The organism is Deinococcus deserti VCD115 (assembly GCF_000020685.1).
In the GTDB taxonomy this organism is placed as follows: domain Bacteria; phylum Deinococcota; class Deinococci; order Deinococcales; family Deinococcaceae; genus Deinococcus; species Deinococcus deserti.
In genome coordinates this window covers 2,562,180-2,585,734 of the sequence record NC_012526.1, presented here as the reverse complement: position 1 = coordinate 2,585,734, position 23,555 = coordinate 2,562,180, and the positions used below count along the sequence as shown (strand labels likewise).

The 23,555-nt window shown below is 64.7% G+C and carries 22 protein-coding genes; 9 read left to right on the top strand and 13 right to left on the bottom strand.

The features are described 5' to 3' along the window. Positions 1–53: 53 nt before the first annotated feature. Together DEIDE_RS12310 and DEIDE_RS12305 are read right to left on the bottom strand one after the other, a co-directional pair. Positions 54–2,891, bottom strand: coding sequence for a 2-oxoglutarate dehydrogenase E1 component (locus DEIDE_RS12310; RefSeq protein WP_012694290.1), 2,838 nt, complete (start codon positions 2,889–2,891; stop codon positions 54–56). 109 nt (positions 2,892–3,000) lie between these two features. Further along, positions 3,001–3,291: a hypothetical protein gene (locus DEIDE_RS12305; protein WP_012694289.1), complete on the bottom strand. Its 291-nt coding sequence runs from the start codon at positions 3,289–3,291 to the stop codon at positions 3,001–3,003. A gap of 140 nt (positions 3,292–3,431) precedes the next feature. Between DEIDE_RS12305 and DEIDE_RS12300 the strand changes: the two genes are divergently transcribed. From DEIDE_RS12300 to DEIDE_RS12275, 6 genes are all read left to right on the top strand, one after another. Beyond that, entirely contained in the window at positions 3,432–4,301 is an 870-nt protein-coding gene (locus DEIDE_RS12300) for an SMP-30/gluconolactonase/LRE family protein (protein WP_049760481.1), read from the top strand. A gap of 47 nt (positions 4,302–4,348) precedes the next feature. Beyond that, positions 4,349–4,588, top strand: a complete 240-nt coding sequence (locus DEIDE_RS12295; protein ID WP_012694287.1) for a hypothetical protein — start codon at positions 4,349–4,351, stop codon at positions 4,586–4,588. Between the two features lie 616 nt (positions 4,589–5,204). Further along, on the top strand, positions 5,205–6,239 hold the full coding sequence (locus DEIDE_RS12290) for a DoxX family membrane protein (protein ID WP_012694285.1): 1,035 nt from the start codon (positions 5,205–5,207) through the stop codon (positions 6,237–6,239). 346 nt (positions 6,240–6,585) lie between these two features. Beyond that, positions 6,586–8,007: an alpha,alpha-trehalose-phosphate synthase (UDP-forming) gene (locus DEIDE_RS12285; protein ID WP_242402917.1), complete on the top strand. Its 1,422-nt coding sequence runs from the start codon at positions 6,586–6,588 to the stop codon at positions 8,005–8,007. After that, positions 8,004–8,723 (top strand): trehalose-phosphatase, encoded by a 720-nt coding sequence (gene otsB, locus DEIDE_RS12280; RefSeq protein WP_012694282.1) that lies wholly within the window; start codon positions 8,004–8,006, stop codon positions 8,721–8,723. The genes DEIDE_RS12285 and otsB overlap by 4 nt, the downstream gene beginning before the upstream one ends. 175 nt (positions 8,724–8,898) lie before the next feature. Continuing rightward, positions 8,899–10,074 carry a S1C family serine protease gene (locus tag DEIDE_RS12275; RefSeq protein WP_012694281.1) on the top strand — a complete coding sequence of 392 codons (1,176 nt, stop codon included), beginning with the start codon at positions 8,899–8,901 and terminating at the stop codon, positions 10,072–10,074. Positions 10,075–10,205: 131 nt separating this feature from the next. On the opposite strand, the gene DEIDE_RS12270 is transcribed toward DEIDE_RS12275, so the two are convergent. The 10 genes from DEIDE_RS12270 to DEIDE_RS12225 all read right to left on the bottom strand — a co-directional run bounded on the left by DEIDE_RS12270 (position 10,206) and on the right by DEIDE_RS12225 (position 19,012). Beyond that, entirely contained in the window at positions 10,206–10,403 is a 198-nt protein-coding gene (locus DEIDE_RS12270; protein WP_012694280.1) for a YwbE family protein, read from the bottom strand. 217 nt (positions 10,404–10,620) lie between these two features. Next, positions 10,621–10,842, bottom strand: coding sequence for a hypothetical protein (locus DEIDE_RS12265; RefSeq protein WP_012694279.1), 222 nt, complete (start codon positions 10,840–10,842; stop codon positions 10,621–10,623). Between the two features lie 223 nt (positions 10,843–11,065). Then, entirely contained in the window at positions 11,066–12,484 is a 1,419-nt protein-coding gene (purF, locus tag DEIDE_RS12260; protein WP_012694278.1) for an amidophosphoribosyltransferase, read from the bottom strand. Next, the gene (purL, locus tag DEIDE_RS12255) at positions 12,481–14,709 is read right to left on the bottom strand and encodes a phosphoribosylformylglycinamidine synthase subunit PurL (RefSeq protein ID WP_012694277.1); all 2,229 of its coding nucleotides are present in this window, start codon (positions 14,707–14,709) and stop codon (positions 12,481–12,483) included. Before purL ends, purF begins: the two co-directional genes overlap by 4 nt. Then, complete coding sequence (locus DEIDE_RS12250) at positions 14,706–15,176, bottom strand: DinB family protein (RefSeq protein WP_012694276.1); 471 nt, start codon at positions 15,174–15,176, stop codon at positions 14,706–14,708. The genes purL and DEIDE_RS12250 overlap by 4 nt, the downstream gene beginning before the upstream one ends. Further along, complete coding sequence (gene purQ, locus DEIDE_RS12245; RefSeq protein ID WP_012694275.1) at positions 15,173–15,844, bottom strand: phosphoribosylformylglycinamidine synthase subunit PurQ; 672 nt, start codon at positions 15,842–15,844, stop codon at positions 15,173–15,175. Before purQ ends, DEIDE_RS12250 begins: the two co-directional genes overlap by 4 nt. After that, on the bottom strand, positions 15,841–16,212 hold the full coding sequence (locus DEIDE_RS12240) for a cupin domain-containing protein (RefSeq protein ID WP_012694274.1): 372 nt from the start codon (positions 16,210–16,212) through the stop codon (positions 15,841–15,843). The genes purQ and DEIDE_RS12240 overlap by 4 nt, the downstream gene beginning before the upstream one ends. Further along, positions 16,209–16,460: a phosphoribosylformylglycinamidine synthase subunit PurS gene (purS, locus tag DEIDE_RS12235; RefSeq protein WP_012694273.1), complete on the bottom strand. Its 252-nt coding sequence runs from the start codon at positions 16,458–16,460 to the stop codon at positions 16,209–16,211. The genes DEIDE_RS12240 and purS overlap by 4 nt, the downstream gene beginning before the upstream one ends. Before the next feature lie 63 nt (positions 16,461–16,523). Continuing rightward, a complete protein-coding gene (purC, locus tag DEIDE_RS12230) occupies positions 16,524–17,237 on the bottom strand; it encodes a phosphoribosylaminoimidazolesuccinocarboxamide synthase (protein WP_012694272.1) in 714 nt (237 codons plus the stop codon). 272 nt (positions 17,238–17,509) lie between these two features. Beyond that, entirely contained in the window at positions 17,510–19,012 is a 1,503-nt protein-coding gene (locus tag DEIDE_RS12225; protein ID WP_275040566.1) for a DR2241 family protein, read from the bottom strand. A gap of 112 nt (positions 19,013–19,124) precedes the next feature. On the opposite strand from DEIDE_RS12225, the gene DEIDE_RS12220 reads away from it, so the two are divergent. The 3 genes from DEIDE_RS12220 (at position 19,125) to DEIDE_RS12210 (ending at position 22,322) form a co-directional block, all read left to right on the top strand. Beyond that, positions 19,125–19,553 carry an EF-hand domain-containing protein gene (locus tag DEIDE_RS12220; protein WP_012694270.1) on the top strand — a complete coding sequence of 143 codons (429 nt, stop codon included), beginning with the start codon at positions 19,125–19,127 and terminating at the stop codon, positions 19,551–19,553. Positions 19,554–19,698: 145 nt separating this feature from the next. Beyond that, the gene (locus tag DEIDE_RS12215; RefSeq protein WP_012694269.1) at positions 19,699–20,784 is read left to right on the top strand and encodes a M20/M25/M40 family metallo-hydrolase; all 1,086 of its coding nucleotides are present in this window, start codon (positions 19,699–19,701) and stop codon (positions 20,782–20,784) included. 200 nt (positions 20,785–20,984) lie between these two features. Continuing rightward, entirely contained in the window at positions 20,985–22,322 is a 1,338-nt protein-coding gene (locus tag DEIDE_RS12210) for a S41 family peptidase (RefSeq protein WP_012694268.1), read from the top strand. 1 nt (position 22,323) lies between these two features. Here DEIDE_RS12210 and DEIDE_RS12205 read toward each other — a convergent pair whose 3' ends face one another. After that, positions 22,324–23,547, bottom strand: coding sequence for an MFS transporter (locus tag DEIDE_RS12205; protein ID WP_012694267.1), 1,224 nt, complete (start codon positions 23,545–23,547; stop codon positions 22,324–22,326). Positions 23,548–23,555: the final 8 nt, after the last annotated feature.

The following is a 23,555-nucleotide window of genomic DNA, read 5'->3' as shown; positions in this document are numbered from 1 at the left end:
GTCTCACCAGCTGGGTTCTGCTTCTGTGACTGGAACGCTCTGGTGCGCGGAGCTTAGCTCTGGACACCCGCGTTGGGCGCCGACTTGGCTTCCTCCAGAGGAGTGATTTTCTCGCCGAGTGCGGCGCTGATGACAGCGGCCTGCTCCTTGAGGTGCACGCTGGTGTAGCCGGCGGCGGTGCTGGCACTGCGCGGGCGGGTAGCCCAGCCCAGCTTCTGGCCTTCCTGCAGGGATTTTTCCAGGTCCTCCCAGATCATCAGCCAGGCTCCCTGGTTCTCGGGCTCTTCCTGGGCCCAGATCACCTGGGCGCCGGGATGCTTGGCCAGCTCAGCGCGCAACTGCTGCCCCGGGAAGGGGTAGAGCTGCTCCAGGCGGATCAGCGCGGTACCGGCGTAGCCTTCTGCGTCGGTGTCGCGGGCCTCCACCAGATCCCAGTGCAGCTTGCCGCTGCTGATGACCACGCGCCGGGCGCGGGTGACCTCGGCGTCGCCGATGACCTCGTGAAAGCGGCCCTCGGCCAGATCAGTCAGCGGGCTCATGGCGCGCTTGTTGCGCAGCAGGTTCTTGGGGGTCATCACGATCAGCGGCTTGCGGTAGGGGCGCAGCACCTGACGGCGCAGCAGATGGAAGATCTGAGCCGAGCTGCTGGGCACCACGACCTGCATGTTCTTCTGCGCGCACAGCTGCAGGTAACGCTCCAGACGGGCGCTGGAGTGCTCGGGGCCCGCGCCCTCGTAGCCGTGCGGCAGCAGCAGGGTCAGGCCGCTCAGGCGCTGCCACTTGCTCTCGCCGGCGGCCAGGAACTGGTCGATCACCGCCTGAGCGCCGTTGGCGAAGTCACCGAACTGCGCTTCCCAGGCCACCAGCGCCTTGGGCTCGGAGGTGCTGTAGCCATATTCAAAGGCCATCACGGCCTCTTCAGAGAGCGTGGAGTCGATAACCTCCACGCGGCCCTGGCCTTCGCGCAGGTGCGCCAGGGCCATGTATTCCTCGTTCATGGGATCATGGGCGTCCTGGTCGTGCAGCACGGCATGACGGTGTACAAACGTTCCCCGCCCGGAGTCCTGACCGACCAGCCGCACGCCGAAGCCCTCGTCGAGCAGCGTGGCGTAGGCCAGCATCTCGCCCATGCCCCAGTCCAGCGGCTGCTCACCGCGTGCCATTGCCTCGCGGGGCTTGAGCACGGTGCGCTCGATGGTGCGGTGAACCTTGAAGCCCTCGGGCACCTGGGTCAGTTTCAGGCCCAGCTCCTGCAGCTTCTCCCTGGGTACCGCAGTGCTGACCTCGTCGTCCCACTTGACGTTGTCGTACATGTCCCAGTCGACTTTCAGGGCACTCTGTTCGAGGTTTTCCATCTCCTCGACCACAGTTTCGCCGCGGTCGAGCTGGTCGCGGAAGCGCAGCACAAGTTCCTCACCCTCACCGGGTTTCAGGATGCCCTCGCGCTCCAGCTGCGCGGCGTACAGTGCCCGCGTACCGGGATGCTTGTCGATCTCGCGGTACATGATCGGCTGGGTCATGCGCGGCTCGTCGCCTTCGTTATGGCCGTTGCGGCGGAAGCAGATCAGGTCGATAAAGATGTCCTTGCCGAATTCCTGGCGGTAGGCCAGCGCCAGGTCACCGCAGAAGGTCACGGCCTCGGGGTCATCACCGTTGACGTGCAGTACCGGCGCGTTGCCGATCTTGGCGACGTCGGTGCAGTAGCGGCTGCTGCGGGTGTCACGGGGGTCGCTGATGGTAAAGCCGACCTGATTGTTGATCACGATGCGGATGGCTCCACCGGTTGCAAAGCCGCGCAGACGTGAAAGGTTCAGCGTCTCCATGACCACGCCCTGGCCGCTGACAGCTGCGTCCCCGTGGATGGTGATCGGCAGCACCTGACGGCGCTCGGTGTCCTGGCGGCGGTCCTGGCGGGCGCGCACACTGCCGTGAACCACCGGAGACACGATTTCAAGGTGGCTGGGGTTGAAGGCCAGCGCCATGTGCATAGGCCCGCCGGGCGTGCGCACGTCACTGGAGTAGCCCATGTGATACTTCACGTCACCGGCGACGTCCGGATCGTCGCTGATCTTCTTCTTGCCGTCGAACTCGTCGAACAGCACTCCCGAGGGCTTGCCGAAGATGTTGACCAGCGTATTGAGGCGGCCGCGGTGCGCCATGCCCACGACCGTTTCCTTGACGCCCAGGCGCCCGGCTTCCTGAATGATGCGGTCCATCAGGGGAATAAACGACTCGCCGCCTTCCAGACCAAAGCGCTTGACACCGGGGTAACGGTTTTTCAGGTACAGCTCCAGGCCCTCAGCGGCGTTCAGCTTGACCATGATGCGGCGGCGCTCTTCGGCGGAGTAGCTGGGGCGGCCGCGGTTGGCCTCGACGCGCTCCTGGAACCACGCACGCTCGTTGGCAGGCAGGTAGCTGTACTCAAAGCCGATGGATCCGCAGTACGTGTCCTGCAGCTGCTGGATGACGTCACGCAGCGGCGCATTGAATACTCCGTCGTGTACATGCTCGTTGAGATCCGCCTGTGACAGACCGTAGTACTCGGGGGTCAGTTCGGGCACCACCGGCAGGCCACGCATCTTCAGCGGGTTGGTGCGTGCACTGATGTGCCCGTACACCCGGTAGGCGGTGATCAGCGCGCCGGCAGCCTGCGCCGCGCCGCTGACGCCCCTGGGGGCCGGAACCACAGCTGCGCCTCTGCGCTGGGTGCCCAGGTTATAGAAAGCCTGCTGCACGGCCGAGTGCACCGTTTCCTGGGCACCACCGCGCAGCTCTTCGAAGTAGGTGCGCCACTGGGCATCCACACTTTGCGGGTCCTGCAGGTAGGCCTCGTACAGCCCTTCAATAAAGGCCGCGTTCCCGCCGGACATGATGGTCTGAGACTGCGTCATAACGCCCCCCAGCATACTGCTGACCGTCACAGCGCACGTGACCGGCCACCCTATAACGGGTGTATCTGGGAGCGTAACCCGCAGGGTTGCGGGTCAGCAGTCCTGCGGCTCAGGACAGGGCGCGGATCAGCTCGTCCTTGGTCATACGTCCGCGGCCCCTCAGGTCTTTCTCGCGGGCGCGGTTGTACAGCTCGTCCCGGGTCAGCTCGGACAGGGCGGCGTTCGGGTTGCCAGTGCCCTGCGTGCGCTTCTTGGGCGTGCGCCCTTCCTCGCGGCGCTGTTTGTTCACAGTGCGTGCAGCGATCTCCTCGGCGCGCTCTTCGGACTCTCCACGCTCCAGTTCGCTCTGCTTGATGTGCTGGTATTGCCGCTCATCCTTTTTGGACCAGGCTTCCGGCATGGTGCACCTCCTGGGCGCACCGTAAGCCACCCAGAGCGGAGGATTCGTGAGGCGTGTCCCCTCGCACGTTTAGTTCTCGCTGGTCCGCCATGAAGACAACCCTCACCCCCACCGTTCATGCAGCAGGCAGCATGAGGCGCATGACGTTGCGTGCCGTGCACCCGGACTTCCTGACCCTGTTTCCCCCGGACGCCAGCCTGATCCGCCTGGCGACCGGCTTCACCTGGACGGAGGGACCTGCTTATGTGCCGTCGCGCCGCGCCGTGATTTTCAGCGACGTGCGCCAGAACCGCACCTGGGCCTACACCGACAGCGGCGAACTGCACGGCGAAATGACCCCCAGCCACCATCAGAACGGCCATTGCCTGGACGCCCAGGGCCGCCTGATCGCCTGCTCCCACGGACTCCGTGCCCTGGTGCGCCAGGAAGACGACGGTTCCTGGACCACCCTGGCCGACCGCTTCGAGGGTCGCCGGCTGAACAGTCCCAACGACGTGGCGCTGCATCCCGACGGCAGCCTGTGGTTTACCGACCCCACCTACGGCATCGATAAGCCCGAGGAAGGCTACGGCGGCGAGAAGGAGCAGCCCGGCAACTACGTCTACCGCCTGGACGTGGACGGCACCCTCAGCGCTCCTATCCGCGACCGGGTCAAGCCCAACGGGCTGGCTTTTGTGGGCGCCGAACGCCTGCTGCTGGCCGACACCGGAGAGGGCAAGACACACGCCTACCGCATTCAGGGTCAGGCCGCCACCTACGAGCGCGAGTGGTTCTCGGTCAGTCCCGGCAAGACCGACGGACTGCGTATTGACGAGCAGGGCCGCATCTGGAGCAGTGCCGGCGACGGGGTGCATGTGCTGACGCCAGAAGGTCAGGAACTGGGCCGGGTGCTGGTTCCGGAAACCGTGAGCAATCTGTGCTTTGGTGGGCCGCAGGGAACCGACCTGACTGTCACCGCCACCACGGGGGTGTACCGCATTCCGACCTATACCCGTGGCCTGAGCTGGTAAGGGAACCATAAACCCCCGGGCAAACGACCAGCGCTTACGATGCGTGCATGAGAGTTCTGTCCCGCCTGCTGCTGCTGATCGGCCTGATTGTGCTTATCGTGGGCCTGGTCTTTCTGGGCAAGAACGTCATCGATATCAATCAGCTGCATGCAGTGGCCTATGCCAACAAAAGCAATGAGGGCGCCAATCCCAATCAGCAGATCCTGCTGATGGCTGCCCTGACGACCATCGGCGGCTTCCTGACCGGATTAGGTCTGAGTATGCCCAGAGGCGCCTCCCGGCACTGAAGAGACAGCCCTCTACGCATACGCTGGACCCCGGGACCGGGCATTGCAGGGTGAGCCCAGAAAGGGGAGGCCGAGTGCACGACGGACGCGTAGACCGCTCTTGTAGCCGGTGATGTTGTCTTCGATCTGAACCGTCTCACCCAGAAGAACATCGCAGTGCGTCGTTCCGGTGCCTCGTGTACACCTGATGTCCTTCATGGACGTGGTCTCCTGGCTGAGATATAAGGCATCACAGGTTTCCCTGAGCCCGGCCCTGATCAGGACAGCAAGGGCCGGGCACTTGTGACGCTGTCAGCTTCAAGGTTCCTTTCAAGGGGCTATGGGCAGCTTTGCTTGAGCCGCCGCTTTGAGCCGACAGCTTGCCGCCCCTTGGCAGAACAGCTCGGCAGTACTGGGGATTTCTCAGAATCTTAAAAAGATCTAAATCATTGATGCAGGCAGTCATCCAATTACGGGTGCACTGCATATCACTCTGTAGCTCTCCAAAGAAATTATGCAGGTGCAACAGAGCGCACAGTCCATGCCTGTTCCTTCCGTCGGAGTGGCCTAAGAGCTCGTAGCCTGACACGCTCTTTGTGACCATATCGATCGCGCGCTGTTTCCCAGGAGAGAAGTGATGATCAGCCGGCTGTTCCTGATGTTTTTCCTGGTGATGCTCTCCGTAGTCTCTACCGCAGCTGCCCACAAGTCATGGTTTGTGGATGCCAAAGCATACCTGCCGAGCTGGGCGTCTTTTCTTCAACCCCTCCCGCTGATCGTCACAGCTCTGGTGATCCTGACCACACTGGGAGCCGCGTGGCTGCAATCGCGTCGTGGAGGACGGGGATTTCTGCCTGGGCCGGCTGCTTTCGGAGCCAAGGAGGGCCCGCTGAGTATGCTGTATGGCCTGCTTCCCCTCCTCCTCGCTGTTCATGTTGCTGTTCCTTTGCTGATCAATGGCATGCAGACTCAGCTGTTCTCACCTAACAACAATCTGCCTCCCAGCGTGCTGGGCCTTCTTCAGATCAGCATTGCCCTCGCCCTCTTCTACGGGTTGTTCACGCGGATCGCTGCTGTGGTCCTTGCGGCGCTCTGGCTTATAGGCCTGGTATTGCTGGGCATCCAGCCCATGCTGGAGAACCTGCATTACCTGGGCATTGCGGCCTTCTTCTTTCTGGCAGGCCGTGGCCCCGTGTCGGTAGACCGTGTCCTGCTGCCGAAGTCCATGCCCTCTCCTGGAATGATGAATCAGGCGGTCAATGCACTGCGGATCGGAACCGGCCTCAGTCTGATCGTGGTGGCTTTAACGGAAAAACTGGCCAATGCGCCGCTGGCCACAGCGTTCATCCAGCAGTACCCCCTGAATTTTGTTTCGCAGGTGGGCATCCCCTTACCAGACAGTCTGTTTCTTGCCGGAGCAGGAGGCACGGAGCTGCTGATTGGGCTTTTCCTGGTCTTCAACATTTTCACGCGCGAGATCAGCGCGCTGGCATGGGTGTTTTTCAACCTTACTCTGACGGTCTTCGACACGACCGAACTGATCAACCATCTGCCGTTCTATGGCGTGATGGTCGTGCTCCTGATGTGGATGCCTGGGCCAGCAACACAGGTGTTGTGGAGCAGGGGGCTGCTGGGCAAGTCACCACTCCCGGCTGACAGTCAGACGCCCTGACCTGCGCGTCTGTAGCGACAAAGAAACCTGTTGGCCCCGGGCGTGGAGCGGGCAGACTCTGATGTCCCGGCATGGCTTTTTTCTGCGGCTGATCATGCCAGCCTGGTATGACGTAGCCATTGTGGTGGCCCTGCGCCGCGAACTCTTGGCCAGATGAATTCGGCGTCTACCTGGTGTGTTGCCTGCCAAAGCTCATCTGCGCCGCCCTGACCTGGGCACGTTACCGGAAGGTCAAGGGAACTATCAGGCGTCAGAGGCGTGCGCGGCCTACTGTGTCAGCCAACTGCAGGCATGACGAGACTGCACACCTCAGGGAGGAAACCTGCATGACGATGTTTGAAAAGAAATGCATCACCGGCGGCAGGAGCGGGGCCGGCGCCACCCGGCAGACCGCATGGCATTGATTGTCGTCTCTAACCGGGAACCATATGCGCCGCGGTCCCGGGATGATGGTGGACTGGACTGGGTGCCCTCTATCGGGGGACTGACGGCTGCACTGGACCCGGCCCTGCAGCACACCGGCGGTACCTGGATCGCCTGGGGCGAAGCGCACCCGGACGTCAGGGAGGTGCAGCTGCCGCAGGACAACCCGCGGTACCGGCTGCAGCGCCTGCGCCTGAGTGAGGCGGAAGTGCGCGACTTCTACCACGGATTTTCCAACCGCGCCCTGTGGCCCATGAGTCACTACTTCATCGAGCGGACCCGGTACGACGTGGTCGCCTGGCAGACTTATGTGACGGTCAACCGCCGCTTTGCGGAGGCAGCTGTGGCCGCCTACCGCAACGGAGACACCATCTGGGTGCATGACTACCAGCTGGCACTCGTGCCACGCATGATCCGCGAGATGCTCCCGGACGCCCCCATAGGATTTTTCTGGCATATACCGTGGCCGTCTACCGAGGTGTTCCGCACGCTGCCGTGGGACCGAGAACTGCTCGACGGCATGCTGGGAGCGGACCTGATCGGCATGCACACCACAGACTATGTGCGCTACTTCCAGGCGGCGTGCCGCCGGGCGCTGGACGCGGACACCGATGAGGGCGTGGTGCACTGGCAGGGCCGCACGTCACGTGTAGTGGCGCGTCCCATCGGCATTGAAGTGGACGTGTTCGAGGATCTGGCCAGCCGGCCCGATGTGGAGGACGAGGCTGACCGTATTCGCCGCACGTTGCAGACCCTGATTCTGCTGGGTGTGGACCGTCTGGACTACACCAAAGGGATCCCCGAGCGGCTGGAGGCTTTCGACGCCTACCTGGACCGCCACCCGGACGCGCGCGGCAGGATCACCCTGATCCAGATCGCGGTGCCCAGCCGCGAGCAGGTGGATTCCTACCGGCAGCTGCGGGCGCGGGTCGAGGGGCTGGTCGGCCGCATCAACGGTAAACACACGCACTCGGGCTGGTCTCCCATTCAGTACATCTACCGGGGTGTGTCCCGCGAGGAACTGGTGGCCCATTACCGTGCAGCGGACGTGATGCTGGTGACACCGCTCCGGGACGGCCTGAACCTGGTGGCCAAGGAATTTACGGCGTGTTCCCGCGACGGCGCACTGATCCTCTCACGCTTCGCGGGTGCCGCAGACGAGATGAAGGAGGCGGTGCAGGTCAACCCCTATAGCCCCGGTGGGCTGGCCGAAGCCCTGCAGATGGCCCTGAACATGCCGCTGGAGGAGAAGAAAGCGCGGCTGCAGCGGCTGCGGTCGCGGCTGCATGCCAGCGACCTGCGGACCTGGGCAGAGGATTTTGTGAAGGAGATTGCAGATCAGTGAACATCGCTGACCCCCTGCTCAACCTGCGCGAACGTCCGCTGCTGGTGATCTGCGACTACGACGGCACGCTGGCTCCTATCGTGACCCGGCCGGAGGACGCCGTCCCGGAACCCGGTGCGCCTGAAGCCCTGAAGGCCCTGCTGGCCGCTGGTCACCACCGGGCAGCGGTCGTCACTGGCCGCCGGGTCGCAGAGGCCGCCGCCTTCCTGAATGTGCCGGAGCTGATGGTGGTTGGCCTGCACGGCATGGAATGGCCTGATCAGGAGCTGCATCCGCCGGACACGGCGGCACTGCAGATCATCAAGGCGGCGCTGCCAGACGCGCCCGGCGTGCGGCATGAAGAAAAGGGCTGGACACTCGCCGTGCATTACCGCGAGGTGCCTGAGCCTGATCAGCCTGCGGTCGAAACCGCGCTGTCCAGCGTGCCTGTGCCCCCAGGATGGGAAGTGATCGCCGGGAAGAAAGTGCGTGAGTTCCGGCCATCGGGGCACGGCAAGGGCCGGGCGGCGCTGAGGCTGGCTGCACAGTTCCCCGGGCACCTGCCGGTGTTTCTGGGGGACGACGTGACAGACGAGGAAGCCTTCGCTGCGTTGCGTGAGCGCGGCGGAGTCACCGTCAAGGTTGGGGAAGGCCAGACGGCAGCTGAGTACCGCGTGGCCTCCCCAGCTGAAGTCGTGGCGCTGCTGCGTGTGTGGGCAGAGCCCCCGGGTGGCTGACTCCTACTTCCGGCTCCCTTGCAGGCCGCGCTAAGGAACGCCGCGTGGTGCGGGCAATAGAGACCTGGACTTCTTTCCTAAGCCGCATTCAGCGTTTTCAAAGATCGAAAAACAGAACCCTGAACAGAATGCGGGCGGTGGCCCGGCGACCAGAGGGCACCAGGAGGTTCCTTCCGTGCGCAAAGCCTTTGCTCTGACGGTGTTTCTTGCCTTCGCCTCACCCCTTTGTGCTGCCCAGACCACTCCGGCGCCGACCACACCTACCGCGCCGCCCTCAACCCTGCCTGCCGCCGAGCGGGCCACCGTAAACGTGATCGAGCGTGCGCTGGGCAGCGTGTTGTACATCGAGGCCACCACACCCAGCCAGGTGCAGGGGACGTTCTCCAGCCCGCTGTTTGCCGATCCCCGCAGCCAGGACAACCAGTCCAGCGGCAGCGGGTTTTTCGTGGACACGCAGGGCTTTGCCCTTACGAACTATCACGTGGTGGAAGGCGCTACCCGGCTGTCCGTGACCCTGCGTGACAGCCGGCAGACCTTCACCGCCCGCATCGTGGGTACGGCGCCTGACTATGATCTTGCGCTGATTCAGGTGCAGGGTGTGCCGGCCAACCTGATCCGGCCTCTCCCGCTTGGCGACAGCAGCACTCTGCGGATCGGTCAGACCACCATTGCCCTGGGCGCTCCGTTTGGCCTGCAGTTCAGTGCCACGACTGGCATTGTGTCCGCCACCGAACGCACCATTCCTACCGGCGTCCGCAGTATTTCCCAGAGCGCCATTCAGACGGACGCCGCTATCAATCCGGGCAATTCTGGCGGGCCACTGCTTGACTCCGCCGGACGTGTCATCGGCGTAAACACCACCATCCTGTCTCCGGCGGGTGCTGCCACTGGGATGGGCCAGAGCGCTGGCGTCGGCTTTGCCATTCCTATCAACATCGCCGCTGGTCTGCTGTCTCGCATGCAGGCCGGACAGACCATTGTGGGACCGGTGATTGGTGTGGCCCTTGCACCGTTCGACCTGACTGACCTGACCGAACAGGCCCGGCAGCAATACACCCTGCCCCGCGCAGGCGCCCTCATTTCACAGGTCACGCCCAACAGCCCTGCCGCGCAGGCTGGTCTGCGCGGCGGCACCACACGCATCCGGACACCTGTCGGCGACGTTTTCCTGGGCGGGGATGTCATCACCGCCGTGAACGGGCAGGCAATCGAGTCGGCGGCTGACCTGCGGGAGTACCTCTTTACCCGCCGGGCGGGTGAGCGCGTCACCCTGACCATCAGCCGCGCCGGACAGACACAGACGCTGCAGGTCACCCTGGCACCCGGCACAATTCCGGAAGCACCCCGGTAAAGTCCACGTCACTTCAGGAAGGCAGACCGGGACGTACGCGTTTGGGGGCCGTGTATCCATGAGAGAAAAGACACCTAAAGCGCCTATTGAACCTACACGCGTGTGCCAGAGAGCTCTGACTGCTGGTCCTGTTATTCCGGGGTGATGACTGCCTGCACCCGACCGACCTGCCCGCTGGTGAGACGCACCTTGATGCCGTGAGGATGCGAAGGCGAACGTGTCAGCAACTGTGCCACGACGCCACGTGTCAGCCTGCCTGTGGCTTGGTCCTGCTTCTGAACGAGGTCCACGGTCATACCGGGCTGAATCTGTGATCGGAGAGGAGGCATGCTGACAGCTTGATCCTGGCTGCACTCGGCAGCAAGAGCCTTTGCGCAGAGCAAGACCAGGCTGCCGCTTCAGGAAGCCAGCCGCCCCGAGATTGGGGCGGCTGGCTGTGAGGTGGAACTGCGTCTCTGTCAACGCCATTTCGGTGTCTGGTCAGCTACGGACTTTCGAGCGACCGGCTCCAGGCGCGTTGACAGCAGCGCCTCTCAGGTCGTCAATTCAGTGCTTTCCGGCGTCGGCGTCAATGGCCAGGGTGTTCTGGTTACGGAATTCGCGGTTCTCTGCCCCGACGCTCAGGATAAAGAAGGTGGGTGCCCACTGACCCACAAACAGCGCGTTACGCTTTTCGTCGGGATCAGTGCTTGTGAAGTAACGGTAGGCGCTGTAGGCAATAGAGGCGTATCCCAGGATGATCATCAGGTCGGACATCTTTGCTTTCATGATTGGCTCCTTCGCCACCTCATCAGCTCTGTGCCGCATGACAGGGTCTGGCGTTTGCCCAGTATTGAGGGGACCATGCTCAGGAGCGTTAGCGGGAGCTTGTGCGTTCTTTAGAGAAGCCAGGCCCTCTTCCGTTTTCGGGGAACAGGGGCCTGGCTTCTGTGTGGAGATGAGGCTGTGATGTCTGACGACAGACGCTTGGGTTTCGGCAGTCAGAAGACCATCAAACTTCAAGCGCCAGCTTATCGACGTCGTTCAGCAGGGGCGTGCCGGCAGGGTAATGCCCGGTGAAGCAGGCGCCGCACATACCCTGACCGCCAATGGCCTGACGCAGACCGGGTTCACTGATGAAGGCCAGCGTATCTGCCCCGATCAGCTCGCGGATTTCCTCGACGCTGTGGGTGCTGGCCACCAGTTCCTTGCGGGCGGCCGTGTCGATGCCGTAGAAGCACGGGTGCGTGATGGGCGGGCTGCTGACCCGGAAATGCACCTCGGTGGCGCCGGCTTCACGCAGCAGGTTCACGATCTGCCGGCTGGTGGTGCCCCGCACGATGGAGTCGTCGATCAGGACCACGCGCTTTCCACGTACTGCACTGGTGGGGGAGAGCTTCATCTTGACCTTCAGCTCGCGGGCCTCCTGGCTGGGCGCAATAAAGGTGCGTCCGGCGTAGGGGTTCTTGTACAGCCCGTAATCGAACGGAATGCCACTTTCGCGGGCATAGCCGATAGCTGCGCCCATGCCGCTGTCCGGCACCGGGACCACCACGTCGGCGTCCACTGGTTTCTCGCGGGCCAGCTGCATGCCCATGCGGATGCGGCTCTCATGGGTATCCACTCCGTCGATCTTGCTGTCACTGCGCGCGAAGTAGATCCACTCGAACGAGCAGGGTGTGGGCTGCCGGGGCTCGACCATCAGGCTGTGGAGGCCGTCGCGGTCGAAGTACACCAGTTCTCCAGGCTGCACGTCCCGGATCAGCCGGGCCCCCACGGCGTACAGCGCGCAGGGCTCGGACGCCAGGGCCCAGGCTCCGTCCTCTCGCTGGCCAATGACCAGCGGACGCACGCCGTGCGGATCGCGGAAGCCGATCAGCCCGGTGCGGCTCATCAGTACACACGCGTAGCCGCCGCGCAGACGCTTCATGGCCGCCGCCGTGGCAGCGACCAGATCCATCTGGCTTTCGCGGGCGATCAGGTTGAGCATGACCTCCGAGTCATTGGTGGTGGCAAACAGTGCGCCTTCGTGCAGCATTTCGGTGCGCACTTCCAGAGCGTTCACGAAGTTGCCGTTGTGCGCCAGCCCCAGGATGCCCTTGTTGGTGCGGGTGGTCAGCGGCTGCGAGTTGAAGCGCAGATTCGAACCGGTGGTGCTGTAGCGCACGTGCCCGATGCTGACGCGCGCGTTGGGCAGCCGCACGCTGTCCAGCCGGCGCTCGTCGAAGACCTGCGTGACCAGCCCCAGGTCCTTTTCTACATGAAACTTGTCGCCGTCCGACACGCACATGCCGGCCGCTTCCTGGCCGCGGTGCTGCAGGGCGAACATGCCCAGGTAGGTCAGCCAGGCCAGGTCGTTGGGCACAGGGGAGTACAGGCCGAAGACCCCGCACTCCTCCTGCGGCTTGTCGGTTACGGGGTCGAAAATCACCCGAGAATCTCCCGCAGCGGAGTCTCGAACGCCTGGGTCAGGGTCTGAAGGTTCACGCTCAAGTGTATGTGCTGTCCGGGTACTGCAATGGTGACGCTAGTTCCTCCCGTCGTACCCAAACGCACAAACGGGACGTCCTTCTCACGCAGCAGCGCTTCGGTACCGGCCTCGTCCTGCACGGCGACCAGAATGCGGCCGTTGGCCTCGCCAAACAGCAGCGCGTCGGCGCGGGCCTCGCCGTCCAGGGTCACGCTCAGGCCCGTCCGGCCGGCAATGGCCATCTCGGCCAGGGCCACGGCGAGGCCACCTTCGGCGGTGTCATGTGCGGTGGTGGTCAGGCCAGCGCGGATCAGGGCCAGAGTGCCTTCGATGACGCGCTTTTCCAGCTCCAGGTCCAGCGCGGGCACCTGACCGGCTTCCAGTCCATGCACGCTTTCGAGGTACTGCGACGCGCCGATGTGACTGGCGTGCTCACCCAGCAGGTACAGCGTGTGACCCTCGCCCTTCAGGTCCATGGTGGCGCGCACGTTCACGTCCGGCAGCACGCCCACCATGCCGATGGTCGGGGTGGGATGAATGGCGACCGTGCGGCCCTCTTCCACGTACTGGTTGTAGAGACTGACGTTGCCGCCGGTCACCGGGGTGTTCAGCGCGCGGCAGGCGTCAGCAATGCCCTGCACCGCCTGCTGCAGCTGGTAGTACACCTCCGGGCGGTGCGGGTTGCCGAAGTTCAGGTTGTCGGTAATTGCCAGTGGGGTCGCGCCCACGCAGGCGAGGTTGCGCGCAGCCTCAGCGACAGCGGCCGCCGCCCCGGTGTAGGGGTCAAGCTGCACGAAACGCGGGTTGCAGTCGCTGGTCGCGGCCACGCCCATGCCCGAGTCCTTCACGCGCATCACGGCGGCGTCGGCGGCGCCCGGCACCACCACGGTGTTGGTCATGACCTGATGGTCGTAACGCTCGAAAATGGGACGCTTGCTGGCAATCGTGGGATGAGACAGCAGTTCGACCAGCACCGCACCCAGGTCGCCGGGCACCGGCACGCCGCTCAGGTCACGCTCGCGGGCCGCACGGATTTCCGGAGACTCCACACCCTCGCGGGTGTACTTGGGCGCCTCGTTCAGCAGGGCCACCGGCAGGTCGCAGACCACTTCGCCCTGCCAGGTCAGGCGGTAGCGGTCGTGGCCTTCGACCTCACCGATCTCCACCACGTCCAGCTCCCACTTGGCCAGCAGGTCATTGAGCTCCTGTTCCTTGCCGGGCACCGGTACCAGGATCATGCGCTCCTGCGACTCGGACAGGCACAGTTCCATGGGGACCATGCCGGTCTCACGGGTGGGCACCAGATCCAGGTTCATGGTGATGCCCAGCCCGGCGCGGTAGGCCATCTCGCAGGTGCTGGAGACCAGCCCGGCGGCGCCCATGTCCTGCACGCCCGCCACCACACCCGCCTGAATGGCTTCCAGGGTAGCTTCCAGCAGCAGTTTCTCCATGAACGGGTCGCCCACCTGCACCGCGGGGCGGTCAGCCTGCGAGGCGTCGCTCAGGTCGGCGGACGCGAACACGGCGCCGCCGAGTCCGTCGCGGCCGGTCTTGGACCCCACGTAGATGATGCGGTTGCCAACCTCACCCATGGTGCCCTTGGCGAGGTCCTCGTGGCGCAGCAGCCCCAGGGCCATCACGTTGACCAGCGGGTTTTCCTGGTAGCTGGGGTGAAAGGTCACCTCGCCGCCCACGGTGGGCACGCCGATCGCGTTGCCGTAGTGGCTGATGCCCTCCACCACGCCGTTGACCAGAAAGCGCGTGCGTGGGCTGTCGGGGTTGCCGAAGCGCAGGCTGTCGAGCACCGCAAACGGGCGCGCGCCCATGGCGAAGATGTCGCGCAGGATGCCGCCCACGCCGGTCGCCGCGCCCTGCACCGGCTCGACCGCCGAGGGGTGGTTGTGGCTTTCCATCTTGAAGGCCACGCCCCAGCCGTCGCCAATGTCCACGACGCCAGCGTTCTCACCAGGGCCCTGAAGCACCTGCGGCCCGGTGGTGGGGAAGGCGCTGAACAGCGGGCGGCTGTTCTTGTAGCCGCAGTGCTCCGACCACATGGCGCCCACGATGGCGGCCTCCAGGGCATTAGGCTCGCGCCCGATGCCCGAGACGAGCAGATCGAATTCTTCAACCGTCAGGCCGAAGGTACCGGCCCGGTCACGCAAACTCTGGGTGGATGGAGTGGTCATGCGCTGTCCTTCAGGGAAAGTTTGAGTTGCCCGCGGTGGTACGCGGTGTGCCGCAGCTGCATGCCCAGGCCAGCCAGGCGCTGGCGCTCGCCAGTGGGAGCGGCTGGCGCACGCAGCATGTCGATCAGCTGCTCGTCGTGCAGGCTGCGGATCTGGGCTACGACTTCAGCGCCGACCCGGTCCAGCTCTGCCAGAATGGCGGTCTTGCCGGCTTGCTCGGTCACGAGGGGTGTCCCACACAGGCTGGCGGTCCAGGGAGAGCCTTCCCAGCCCAGGTGGGCGTAGGTGGCGCCGAAGTCCTGCAGCGCAAACAGCCGCAGCCACTCGGCAATGTGCAGGGCGTGCCACGCGGGACTGTGGCCCAGACGCGGCGCGGCGAACTCTTCTGCGGCCACGCTGTCGAGTGCGGAGCGGAACATGCTGAGCTCCTGCTCGAACGCATCGGCCACAAAGGTCTGCGTGTTCACGCGCCCACCTTCGCGGCCTTCAGGCTCTCGAACAGGCCACGGCCGTCCTCGCTGCCCAGCAGCAGTTCCACGGCACGTTCAGGGTGGGGCATCATGCCCAGCACGTTGCCGCGCTCGCTGACGATGCCGGCAATATCGTTGAGGCTGCCGTTGGGGTTGTCGGCGTAGCGGAAGACCACGCGGCCCTGCTGCTCCAGTTCGGCAATGGTGGCGGCGTCAGCGTAATAATTGCCCTCACCGTGAGCGATAGGCACCTCGATGACCTGCCCCTTGGTATAGGCGCCGGTAAAGGCCGTGGCGTTGTTCTCCACGCGCAGGTGCACCGGCTTGCACATAAAGTGCAGCTCGCGGTTGCGTGACAGGGCGCCGGGCAGCAGGCCGGACTCGGTCAGAACCTGAAAGCCGTTACACACGCCCAGCACGAAACCGCCCCGGTCAGCGTGCTCCTTGATGGCGGTCATGATCGGGCTGCGGGCAGCAATCGCGCCGCTGCGCAGGTGGTCGCCGTAGGAAAAACCGCCCGGCAGGAACACCAGTTCGGTGCCTTCAGGCAGCGCGGCGGCTGTGTGCCACACGAACTCGGCGTCGCGGTCCAGCAGCAGCCGGGCCGCGTGCAGGGCGTCGGCGTCACAGTTGGAGCCGGGGAATTGAATCACAGCGGTTTTCACAGTCTCTCCAGATCGGTCACGGTGCGTTCGCTCTGCACCTGGCCGGTATTCACGGTGCCGGCGGGTTCAAGCATCATGACCCAGGCTTCCTCGGTCTCGGCGGCAGGCTTGTGTTCCACACCGCGCGGTACGATCAGGAATTCGCCTTCCCTGACCAGTTCGGTGCGGTCGCGCAGCTCCATGCGCATCACGCCGCGTACCACGAAAAACAGCTCGTCCTCATGCTCATGGCTGTGCCAGATGAATTCACCGCCAAAGCGGGCCAGTCGGACCTGCTGGCCGTTGAGCTCCCCAACGATCTTCGGCGACCACTGTTCGGTGAACAGCCCGAATTTTTCGTTCAGGTTGACGGTCTGCGGGGCGGTCATGCCTCGGCAAGCTCCCAGCGGGCGTCTTCCATAACCGGGTTGCTCAGCACGTTGGCGGTGATGCTCTCAAGCTGCGCTTCGACTTCGGCGCGGTCGCCGTGCAGCGTCAGCTCGATCAGCTTGCCCACGCGCACGCCGCTGACATTGGCGTGCTCCAGGTGAGCCAGGGCGCGTTCCACAGTGCGGCCCTGCGGGTCAAGGATGGACGGCTTGAGGGTGACAAAAACTTTGGCGTGGTACTGGGGCATAGGCAACTCCGGAACAGGGGAATCAGGGGGCGGTGCGGAAACCAAAGCGTCAGGCGCTGTGGATTACACGCTCTGGGTGACGCGGCGCAGCATCTCGGCGTAGGCGTCTTCCACGCCGCCGAGGTCGCGGCGGAAGCGGTCTTTGTCCATCTTCTCGTTGGTCTGCGCGTCCCAAAAGCGGCAGGTGTCGGGGCTGATCTCGTCGGCCAGCACAATTTCCCCGCTGCTCAGCTTGCCGAATTCCAGCTTGAAATCAACCAGGCGCACCCCGCGCGCCTCGAAGTAAGGCACCAGGAAGTCGCGCACCTGCAGACTCAGCTCGCGGATGCGTGCCAGATCCGCCTCGGTGGCCCAGCCCAGGGCAACGGCAGTGTCGGTGTTGATCAGGGGATCACCCAGCGCGTCACTCTTGTAGCAGTACTCGACGACCGGGCGCGGCAGCGGGGTGCCTTCCTCGATGCCCAGGCGTTTGGAGAAGCTGCCGGCTGCCACGTTGCGCACGATGATTTCGACCGGCACGATGGTCACGGCCCGCACACGCTGCTCACGGTCACTCAGCTTTTCCAGGAAGTGGGTGGGAATGCCAGCGGCTTCCAGCAGCGGATACAGGTGTGCAGTGATGGCGTTGTTGATCTCGCCCTTGCCCATGATCTGGGCTTTTTTCACTCCGTTGAAGGCCGTGGCGTCGTCCTTGTATTCCACGATGTACTCACCGGCCTGTTCGGTGGCGTACACGCGCTTGGCTTTGCCCTCGTACTTCATCTCGCCTCTGGTCATGGCATTCTCCCGGAATGTAGAAATGGCGTCCCCCGCGCAGAATCGGGGCGACGCTCGAATGTCGCTGTGGTGGGCATGGTTGGGCCTCCATCGCCGTCTCCCGGACGGACTTACCGTTTCCAGAAGGAACGGGGCGTCTCACGGGACGCGGGTGGAAGATTGGGTGGCGTGCAGCAGAGCATGACGCCAGCTGCCGTACTCCACCTTAACACCTTATAAATGAGGCTGGTCGCAGCTGTTCAGGCGGGGTGGACGGTAGATCAGACCACTGCTCAGCCGTCGTGGCTGGCAGTGGTCGGGCGCTTGCTGATCAGCGTTTCGCGCACCTCAGCGACAAAATAGGTGCACGCCTCGGCACAGGGAAAGGCGCCGGGGACTCCATCCAGAAATGTGCGTGGGAGCTTTTCGCCCGCCCACAGCCGGGTGCGAAGGCACGGAGAGCAGACCGTACGGGCCACACGCTCGACCTGATCGTGCGTGGCGCGCTGGACCCGGGTGTAGATCCCGGTCTGCCGCCGCGCGGTGGTGGGCCAGGGGGTGTGGCGCAGGCTGTGGCAGCTGTGGGCGTAACTTTCCTCCACCACCGCCGGATACAGGAAGTGCACCCCGCGCCGGAGTTCGGCCTCGCTGAGCACCGCCCGCCAGCCGCGCGGCAGGGTCCGGTAGGTGCGGACCGGGCGGTGCTCACCCGCCGCGTCACGCCGCGTCACGTCTCTGAGGCCCTCCGGCGTGACGACCGTTTGCAGCTCGGCTCCTCCCATGCCCTCGTCGAGCGCATGACGCAGTTCGTACACGCCGCTGTGAGGCGTCAGCAGCACCTCGCCGATACGTCCGCCGCGCCGCGCCAGGGCCATCATCGCCTGCCAGGCTGCGTCGTGGGTGCGGTCCACATCTCCGTCACGGCCTCCAGCGCTGCGTGCCTCTTCCGCCAGGCTCAGGACCACATTCGCCACCGCTGGATGCGTACCGACAGGACGGGCGTAAAAGACCGTCTGCGGGCCGTGTGGATTGTCCGGAAACTCGGTGACTTCTCCCCGCAGGCCCATGTCCTCGGGAATGGTTTCCAGGGTGTGCCAGCCTTCTGAGGCGAAAAACGGCACCACCACCACCCGGCGCGACCGCACCAGATCCGGCCAGGTGCCCACCCGGGGGTCCTCGTCCAGAAACAGGGCGTGCACCTCTGCAAACAGGCCGCTTTCACGCAGGCGGTCGGCGTTGCTGTAGATCACCTTGTGGCTGTTCTCGTTGCGGGTGGTGCCGTGGCCCAGCACAATCAGCGCGGTGTCCTCGGGAGCGGCGTCCGGCAGAACTTCGCGCGCGCGCGCCAGGATCACGTCGGCCATGCCCGGATGCACCCCGAACGGCAGCGTGTAGCGCACGGTCCGCCCGCCCAGCACACGCGCCACACCTTCAGGAGGCACCGGCCCCTGGTGCCCCAGCCCCAGCTCACGCGGAATCACGGTCTCGGTGAAATAACCCTCGGAAATAAACATCGGTATGACCGTGACGTCCGTGCTGGCGGTGGTGCGCAGCACCTGACGCAGGGCCGGTTCCTCTTTCCAGTAGCCTTCGATGACCTCGTCGTACAGACCCCGCTCACGCAGCAGTTCGGCGTACCGGAACACTGCGCTGGCCGATTCGCTGTTCAGGTGGGAGCCATGTCCGATTAACACCAGGGAACGCATATCTGCGCACTGTATCGCCAGGGCCGGCGCGTGAGTGTTTCTGAGCTTGCGAAAGAAATGGCCAAGTGAGGCCCCAGGCCAGATAAACACAGATGAAGCCGCCGTTCACGCGCTCCTGAGGGCCGGGCAGATACGGTGAATAGTGCTGCATTCCCGGGGGCCGGCACGGCTCCCCACGTCTTTCCTTGTTCGGAGGTTCCACATGTTTTTCCAGCAGAACGATCGACACCAGCAGATGGCCAACGCCTACGATCCCCGCGACACCGACGGTGACGGCCGGGTCAGTCCGCAGGAGGCAGCGGCCTACATCCACGACTACATGCAGAATGCCAGCCCCGAAGAGCGCAACGAGATTCTGCGCGAATACGTCGGAGGTATGAGCCCTGACCAGCGCCAGCAGATGGGGGACGCCATTGTGCGCAGCCCTTCCAACCCGGTTCAAAGCGTGCGCTACGACGACGACAATGATCTGGTGGACGCCTACACCCGCACGGCCCAGGCGCCTGCGCAGAATGGCCGCAGCCCCCTGGAAGAAGCGTTCTCGTCTGGCGGCATGCTGGGCAACCCGATGGTGAAAGCTGGCCTGGTGGGTCTGGCCGCCGCCATCGGGAGCAAGATGCTGCGGCGCTGAGCCCTTATAGGCGGGCTGTCCTGTCAGGACGCTCTCAGCCTGATCGCCCGGCTCTGAGTACGGCCTTCATCAGACTTTCTGTTTTCCCCGGCCCCTTGCGGCCGGGTTTCTCATACTGCCCCTCTGAAGGCTAGAATCCGCTCTAATGCCGCTTTCTTATCTGGTGCGTATTGCGCAGACGCCCGCTCCAACTTTTCAGGAGGCCCAGCGTGCCGAGCTGGTGGCCAGCCTGTGGGAAGAGCTGGGCTACCAGACGACCCGGGACGAGGTGGGCAACGTGCTGACGCGCATTTCCACACCGGCCATCCACAACCAGCCTGCCCTGCTGCTGGCCGCGCATCTGGACACTGTCTTTGATGCCGGGACCGACGTAAGGGTCCGTGAGGAGGCAGGGCGCCTAGTCGGGCCGGGGGTGGGGGACAACAGTGCCAGCCTGGCGGTAATCACGGCGTTTCTGCGGGACTTCCGGGGGATGGCCCATACGCTGCGCCGGCCTCTGTGGGTTGCAGCCAACGTGGCCGAGGAAGGCCTGGGCGATTTGCGCGGAGCCAAGCACCTGCTGGCCCAGCACCGGAAGGCGTTAGGGGCCTTTGTGGCAGTTGATGGGTACCTGGGTGTGGCGGTCACGCGCGGCGTGGCTGTGCGGCGCTACCGGGCTTCCTTTCTGGGCCCCGGCGGACATTCCTGGGGCGACCAGTCTCCCAGCGCGCTGCACGCCCTGGGACGAGCGATAGCGGCCCTCTACGCCTTGCCCCTGCCGCTATCACCGCGCACCACCCTGAACGTTGGGGTCGCGTCCGGAGGCACGAGCGTCAACAGCATTGCCTCGGGTGCAGAGCTGCTCCTGGACCTGCGCTCTCTGGACCCGGAGCTGCTGGCAGACCTGGACACCCGGGCTGTGGCGGCGCTGCATACGGCGGCGCGCGAAGTGGGCGTGATTGTGCGGGTAGAACGGGTTGGAGACCGGCCGGGTGGTGACCTGCACAGTGAGGCGCTGCTGCCGCTGGCCCGGCAGGCTGCCCGCGAACTGCGGGTGGATGTGCGTACCACTTCCAGCAGCACCGACGCCAATGCTGCAGCGCCGTACGGAATCCCAGCCCTGGCGCTGGGGGTCTACCGCGGAGGCAACGCTCACCGCCACGACGAATGGGTGCAGGCCAGCAGCCTGGGGCCAGGGCTACGCCTGCTTCAGCGGCTGGTAGAGCTGTATCAGCGCTCCCCCGCTGCCTGAGAAACAGAGAGGCAAGACTGGCCGGTGATGTGTACAGGTACCGGCCAGTCTTGTTTCCCTCCGGCGCTCTCAGAATCCTGCCATTTTTTCCGAACTGGCTCGGCCCCGAAAAAATTCCGTCCCTGACGACTCAAATGTGACCCCGATGGCCTTGCGGACCCACCAATTTCCCATCTGTAACCGGCAGAATATGAACACTCATGACTCCAAACATTCGCCGCGTCCACCCGGCCCCTTTTCGTTCCCTGCTGGGCGCGGTGCTGGGGGTGTCACTCCTGCTTCCGCCTGCCCAGGCTCAGGCAGTGTCGCCTGCCCAGGCGGTGTTTGATCAGGCCAATATCCTGTTGGTCGAAGAGTACGGAGGATTGTCCACTGTTGACCGCGTGGCCCTGCGCAACGAGTATCAGACGCGGCTGAATGCGGTCTGTGCGGCAATGCTCGCGACCTGCCCGGTCACCAAGGCTTATCCGGTGCTGGAAGCGGAGTTTACTGCCCTGGCAGACAAGCACACTTTCTTTCAGACCCCTGAGGACTATCGGGACTTCATCACCAGCGCCACGGGAGGCAACCGCCGGCAGTTTGGCGTGAAGCTGGCGTCGCTGGACGGCCAGAACCGGGTTGTGCTGGAAGTGGTTCCTGAAAGCGCAGCGGCAGAAGCCGGGCTGCGGCGCGGAGACGTGCTACAGACCCTGAACAATCAGCCGTACCGGTACGACGCCCTGCGCACCGCACGGTTGAACGGCCAGACCATTACCCTGGGCCTGACACGTGCGGGGCAGCCGCTGACCGTCAGTATCTCTGCGCGGGAAAGCAGCAGCCGGGACCTGCCGCGCCTGTCTTATCTGACCGTGGGCAGCGCCCAGGTGGGTGTGCTGCGGATTCCCACCTTCCTGGGGGGAGGCGGCGTGGCGCAGCGGGTGCATGAGCTGGTGGCCGAGGCCCAGGCTGCTGGCGCCCAGGGCATCGTGGTGGATCTGCGTGGAAATGGCGGGGGGAGTCTGGTGGAATGCGACAACTCCGTCAGCGCGTTCGTGCCGAGCCTGACCCGTGTGGCCCGCAGCGCACGGGGCAACACCCGCACCGAAGTCCGCCAGGGAGCCCGTTTCGAGTCAGGCCGGGTGGTAGGTGCGGTGAAGAACCCACAGCTGTGGACCGGTCCAGTGGCGGTGCTGGTGGATGATGGCAGTGCGTCATGCAGTGAGTTCTTTGCCTACGAGATGCAGTATGCCAAGCGCGGCCCGGTACTGGGCGAGGAAACGGCCGGTGTGGGCAATACTGCGACCCGGGTGTTTGAAGTCGGCGAAGCTGCCGTGCAGCTGACCATCCTCAACTATGTCAAGCCCGAAGGCACACCCTACCCGCTGCTGGTTCGTCCGGACGAGGCTCATGTGCAGGGCGAGGCAGAGGTCCGCCTGCTGACCCAGGGGGTAGACAGCCTGCTCAACGCAGGAGTGGCAGCCCTGGAACGTTCCCCGGCGCTGGGGTCGGCAGCAGTGTCGATGCCGGTGACCGCGCCGGCCTCACCCGGCGGCCGGTAACCTACAGCGCTGAAACCTCCGGCTGCGGGGCGTGGCGGGACGGCACCTCCCGCAGCGCCCATTTCAGCCCCAGGGCCGTCAGCAGGCCCACTGCGAATAAGGTCAGCCAGGGCAGCGCAGGAAAGCTGAGGCGCGCGCCCATGTCTACCAGCGCTCCGCCCAGCAGACTGCCGACCGCCCCACCCACCCCCAGGCTGATGGCTGAAAAGCCAAAGTAGCTGCCCAGCAGCTCAGGGGGGGCCAGCCGAGCTGTCAGGGCCTGCTGGGTGGGATACACGATCATGGTTCCCAGGCTGTACAGCGCCACGCACGCCAGCAGCGCAGGGAAGGTCTGCGCAAAAGCCATCAGGCCCAGGGCGGTCGCGACCATCAGGACGGCCAGCACCAGGGCAATCCGGGTCGGGACATAGCGCTCGACCAGGCGCAGCAGCGGGTACTGCAGCACCACCGAAAGACCTGCACTTAGGCCGTACAGCGGGGCCGTGGCTGTGGTGCCGGCCAGAGCAATAGCCTTGAGGGTCACGGCCACGTTGATCTGTGTGCTCAGCAGAAAGTAGCCGATCAGCACCAGCGTAAAGCGCCGGAAGCGGACGTCCTGTGCTGCCGTGGCCAGCCCACCCAGGCCGCCGGCTCTGGGGCTTTCGGGACGCACATGTGGCAGGGTCAGGGCCAGGACCACCAGCGCCACCAGATAGGCACTGGCCGCCACCAGTCCGGCGGTGCGGAAGCCCACCGGCAGCAGCGCCGCTCCCAACAGCGGACCGCTGACCATGCCCAGGTTCCCGGACATGCTGGCCAGACTGTACATACGCGTGCGGTGCTCGGGACGGGTAACCGCGGTAATCGCCGCGTTTTTGGGCGCATCAAACAGGCCGCCGCCTACCCCGGCCAGCAGTGCGGCCAGAAGCAGGGTGGCGAAGGTCTCGCTGTAGGCCATGCCCGCAAATCCCAGCGTACGCAGGACACAACCCGCCAGAATCAGCGGTTTGGGCCCGATCCGGTCGGCCCAGGCGCCCCCGAAGACGGTCAGGCCCTGCTGGGTCAACTGCCGCAGTCCCAGGATCAGTCCTACACTGGCCGCGGTCCAGGCGAGACCCTCGACAAAATGCACGGTGACCAGGGGAATCACAGCAAAAAAGCCGCCCCACATCAGAAAGTTGGCAGCAATCAATCCCAGCTGAGCACCCGACGGACGGAACGGCATGGCGGGCGGGGCAACAGTCACGCGCCCGA

Coding starts and splice junctions, on each gene's coding strand:
- DEIDE_RS12240 (WP_012694274.1), bottom strand. CDS start 16,212: ATGACCGCCCCGCAGACCGTCAACCTGAACGAAAAATTCGGGCTGTTC.
- DEIDE_RS12265 (WP_012694279.1), bottom strand. CDS start 10,842: ATGAAAGCAAAGATGTCCGACCTGATGATCATCCTGGGATACGCCTCT.
- DEIDE_RS12300 (WP_049760481.1), top strand. CDS start 3,432: ATGACGTTGCGTGCCGTGCACCCGGACTTCCTGACCCTGTTTCCCCCG.
- purS (WP_012694273.1), bottom strand. CDS start 16,460: ATGCCCCAGTACCACGCCAAAGTTTTTGTCACCCTCAAGCCGTCCATC.
- DEIDE_RS12285 (WP_242402917.1), top strand. CDS start 6,586: ATGCATCACCGGCGGCAGGAGCGGGGCCGGCGCCACCCGGCAGACCGC.
- DEIDE_RS12295 (WP_012694287.1), top strand. CDS start 4,349: ATGAGAGTTCTGTCCCGCCTGCTGCTGCTGATCGGCCTGATTGTGCTT.
- DEIDE_RS12305 (WP_012694289.1), bottom strand. CDS start 3,291: ATGCCGGAAGCCTGGTCCAAAAAGGATGAGCGGCAATACCAGCACATC.
- DEIDE_RS12215 (WP_012694269.1), top strand. CDS start 19,699: ATGCCGCTTTCTTATCTGGTGCGTATTGCGCAGACGCCCGCTCCAACT.
- DEIDE_RS12220 (WP_012694270.1), top strand. CDS start 19,125: ATGTTTTTCCAGCAGAACGATCGACACCAGCAGATGGCCAACGCCTAC.
- DEIDE_RS12270 (WP_012694280.1), bottom strand. CDS start 10,403: ATGCCTCCTCTCCGATCACAGATTCAGCCCGGTATGACCGTGGACCTC.
- purL (WP_012694277.1), bottom strand. CDS start 14,709: ATGACCACTCCATCCACCCAGAGTTTGCGTGACCGGGCCGGTACCTTC.
- DEIDE_RS12310 (WP_012694290.1), bottom strand. CDS start 2,891: ATGACGCAGTCTCAGACCATCATGTCCGGCGGGAACGCGGCCTTTATT.
- DEIDE_RS12210 (WP_012694268.1), top strand. CDS start 20,985: ATGACTCCAAACATTCGCCGCGTCCACCCGGCCCCTTTTCGTTCCCTG.
- purC (WP_012694272.1), bottom strand. CDS start 17,237: ATGACCAGAGGCGAGATGAAGTACGAGGGCAAAGCCAAGCGCGTGTAC.
- DEIDE_RS12290 (WP_012694285.1), top strand. CDS start 5,205: ATGATCAGCCGGCTGTTCCTGATGTTTTTCCTGGTGATGCTCTCCGTA.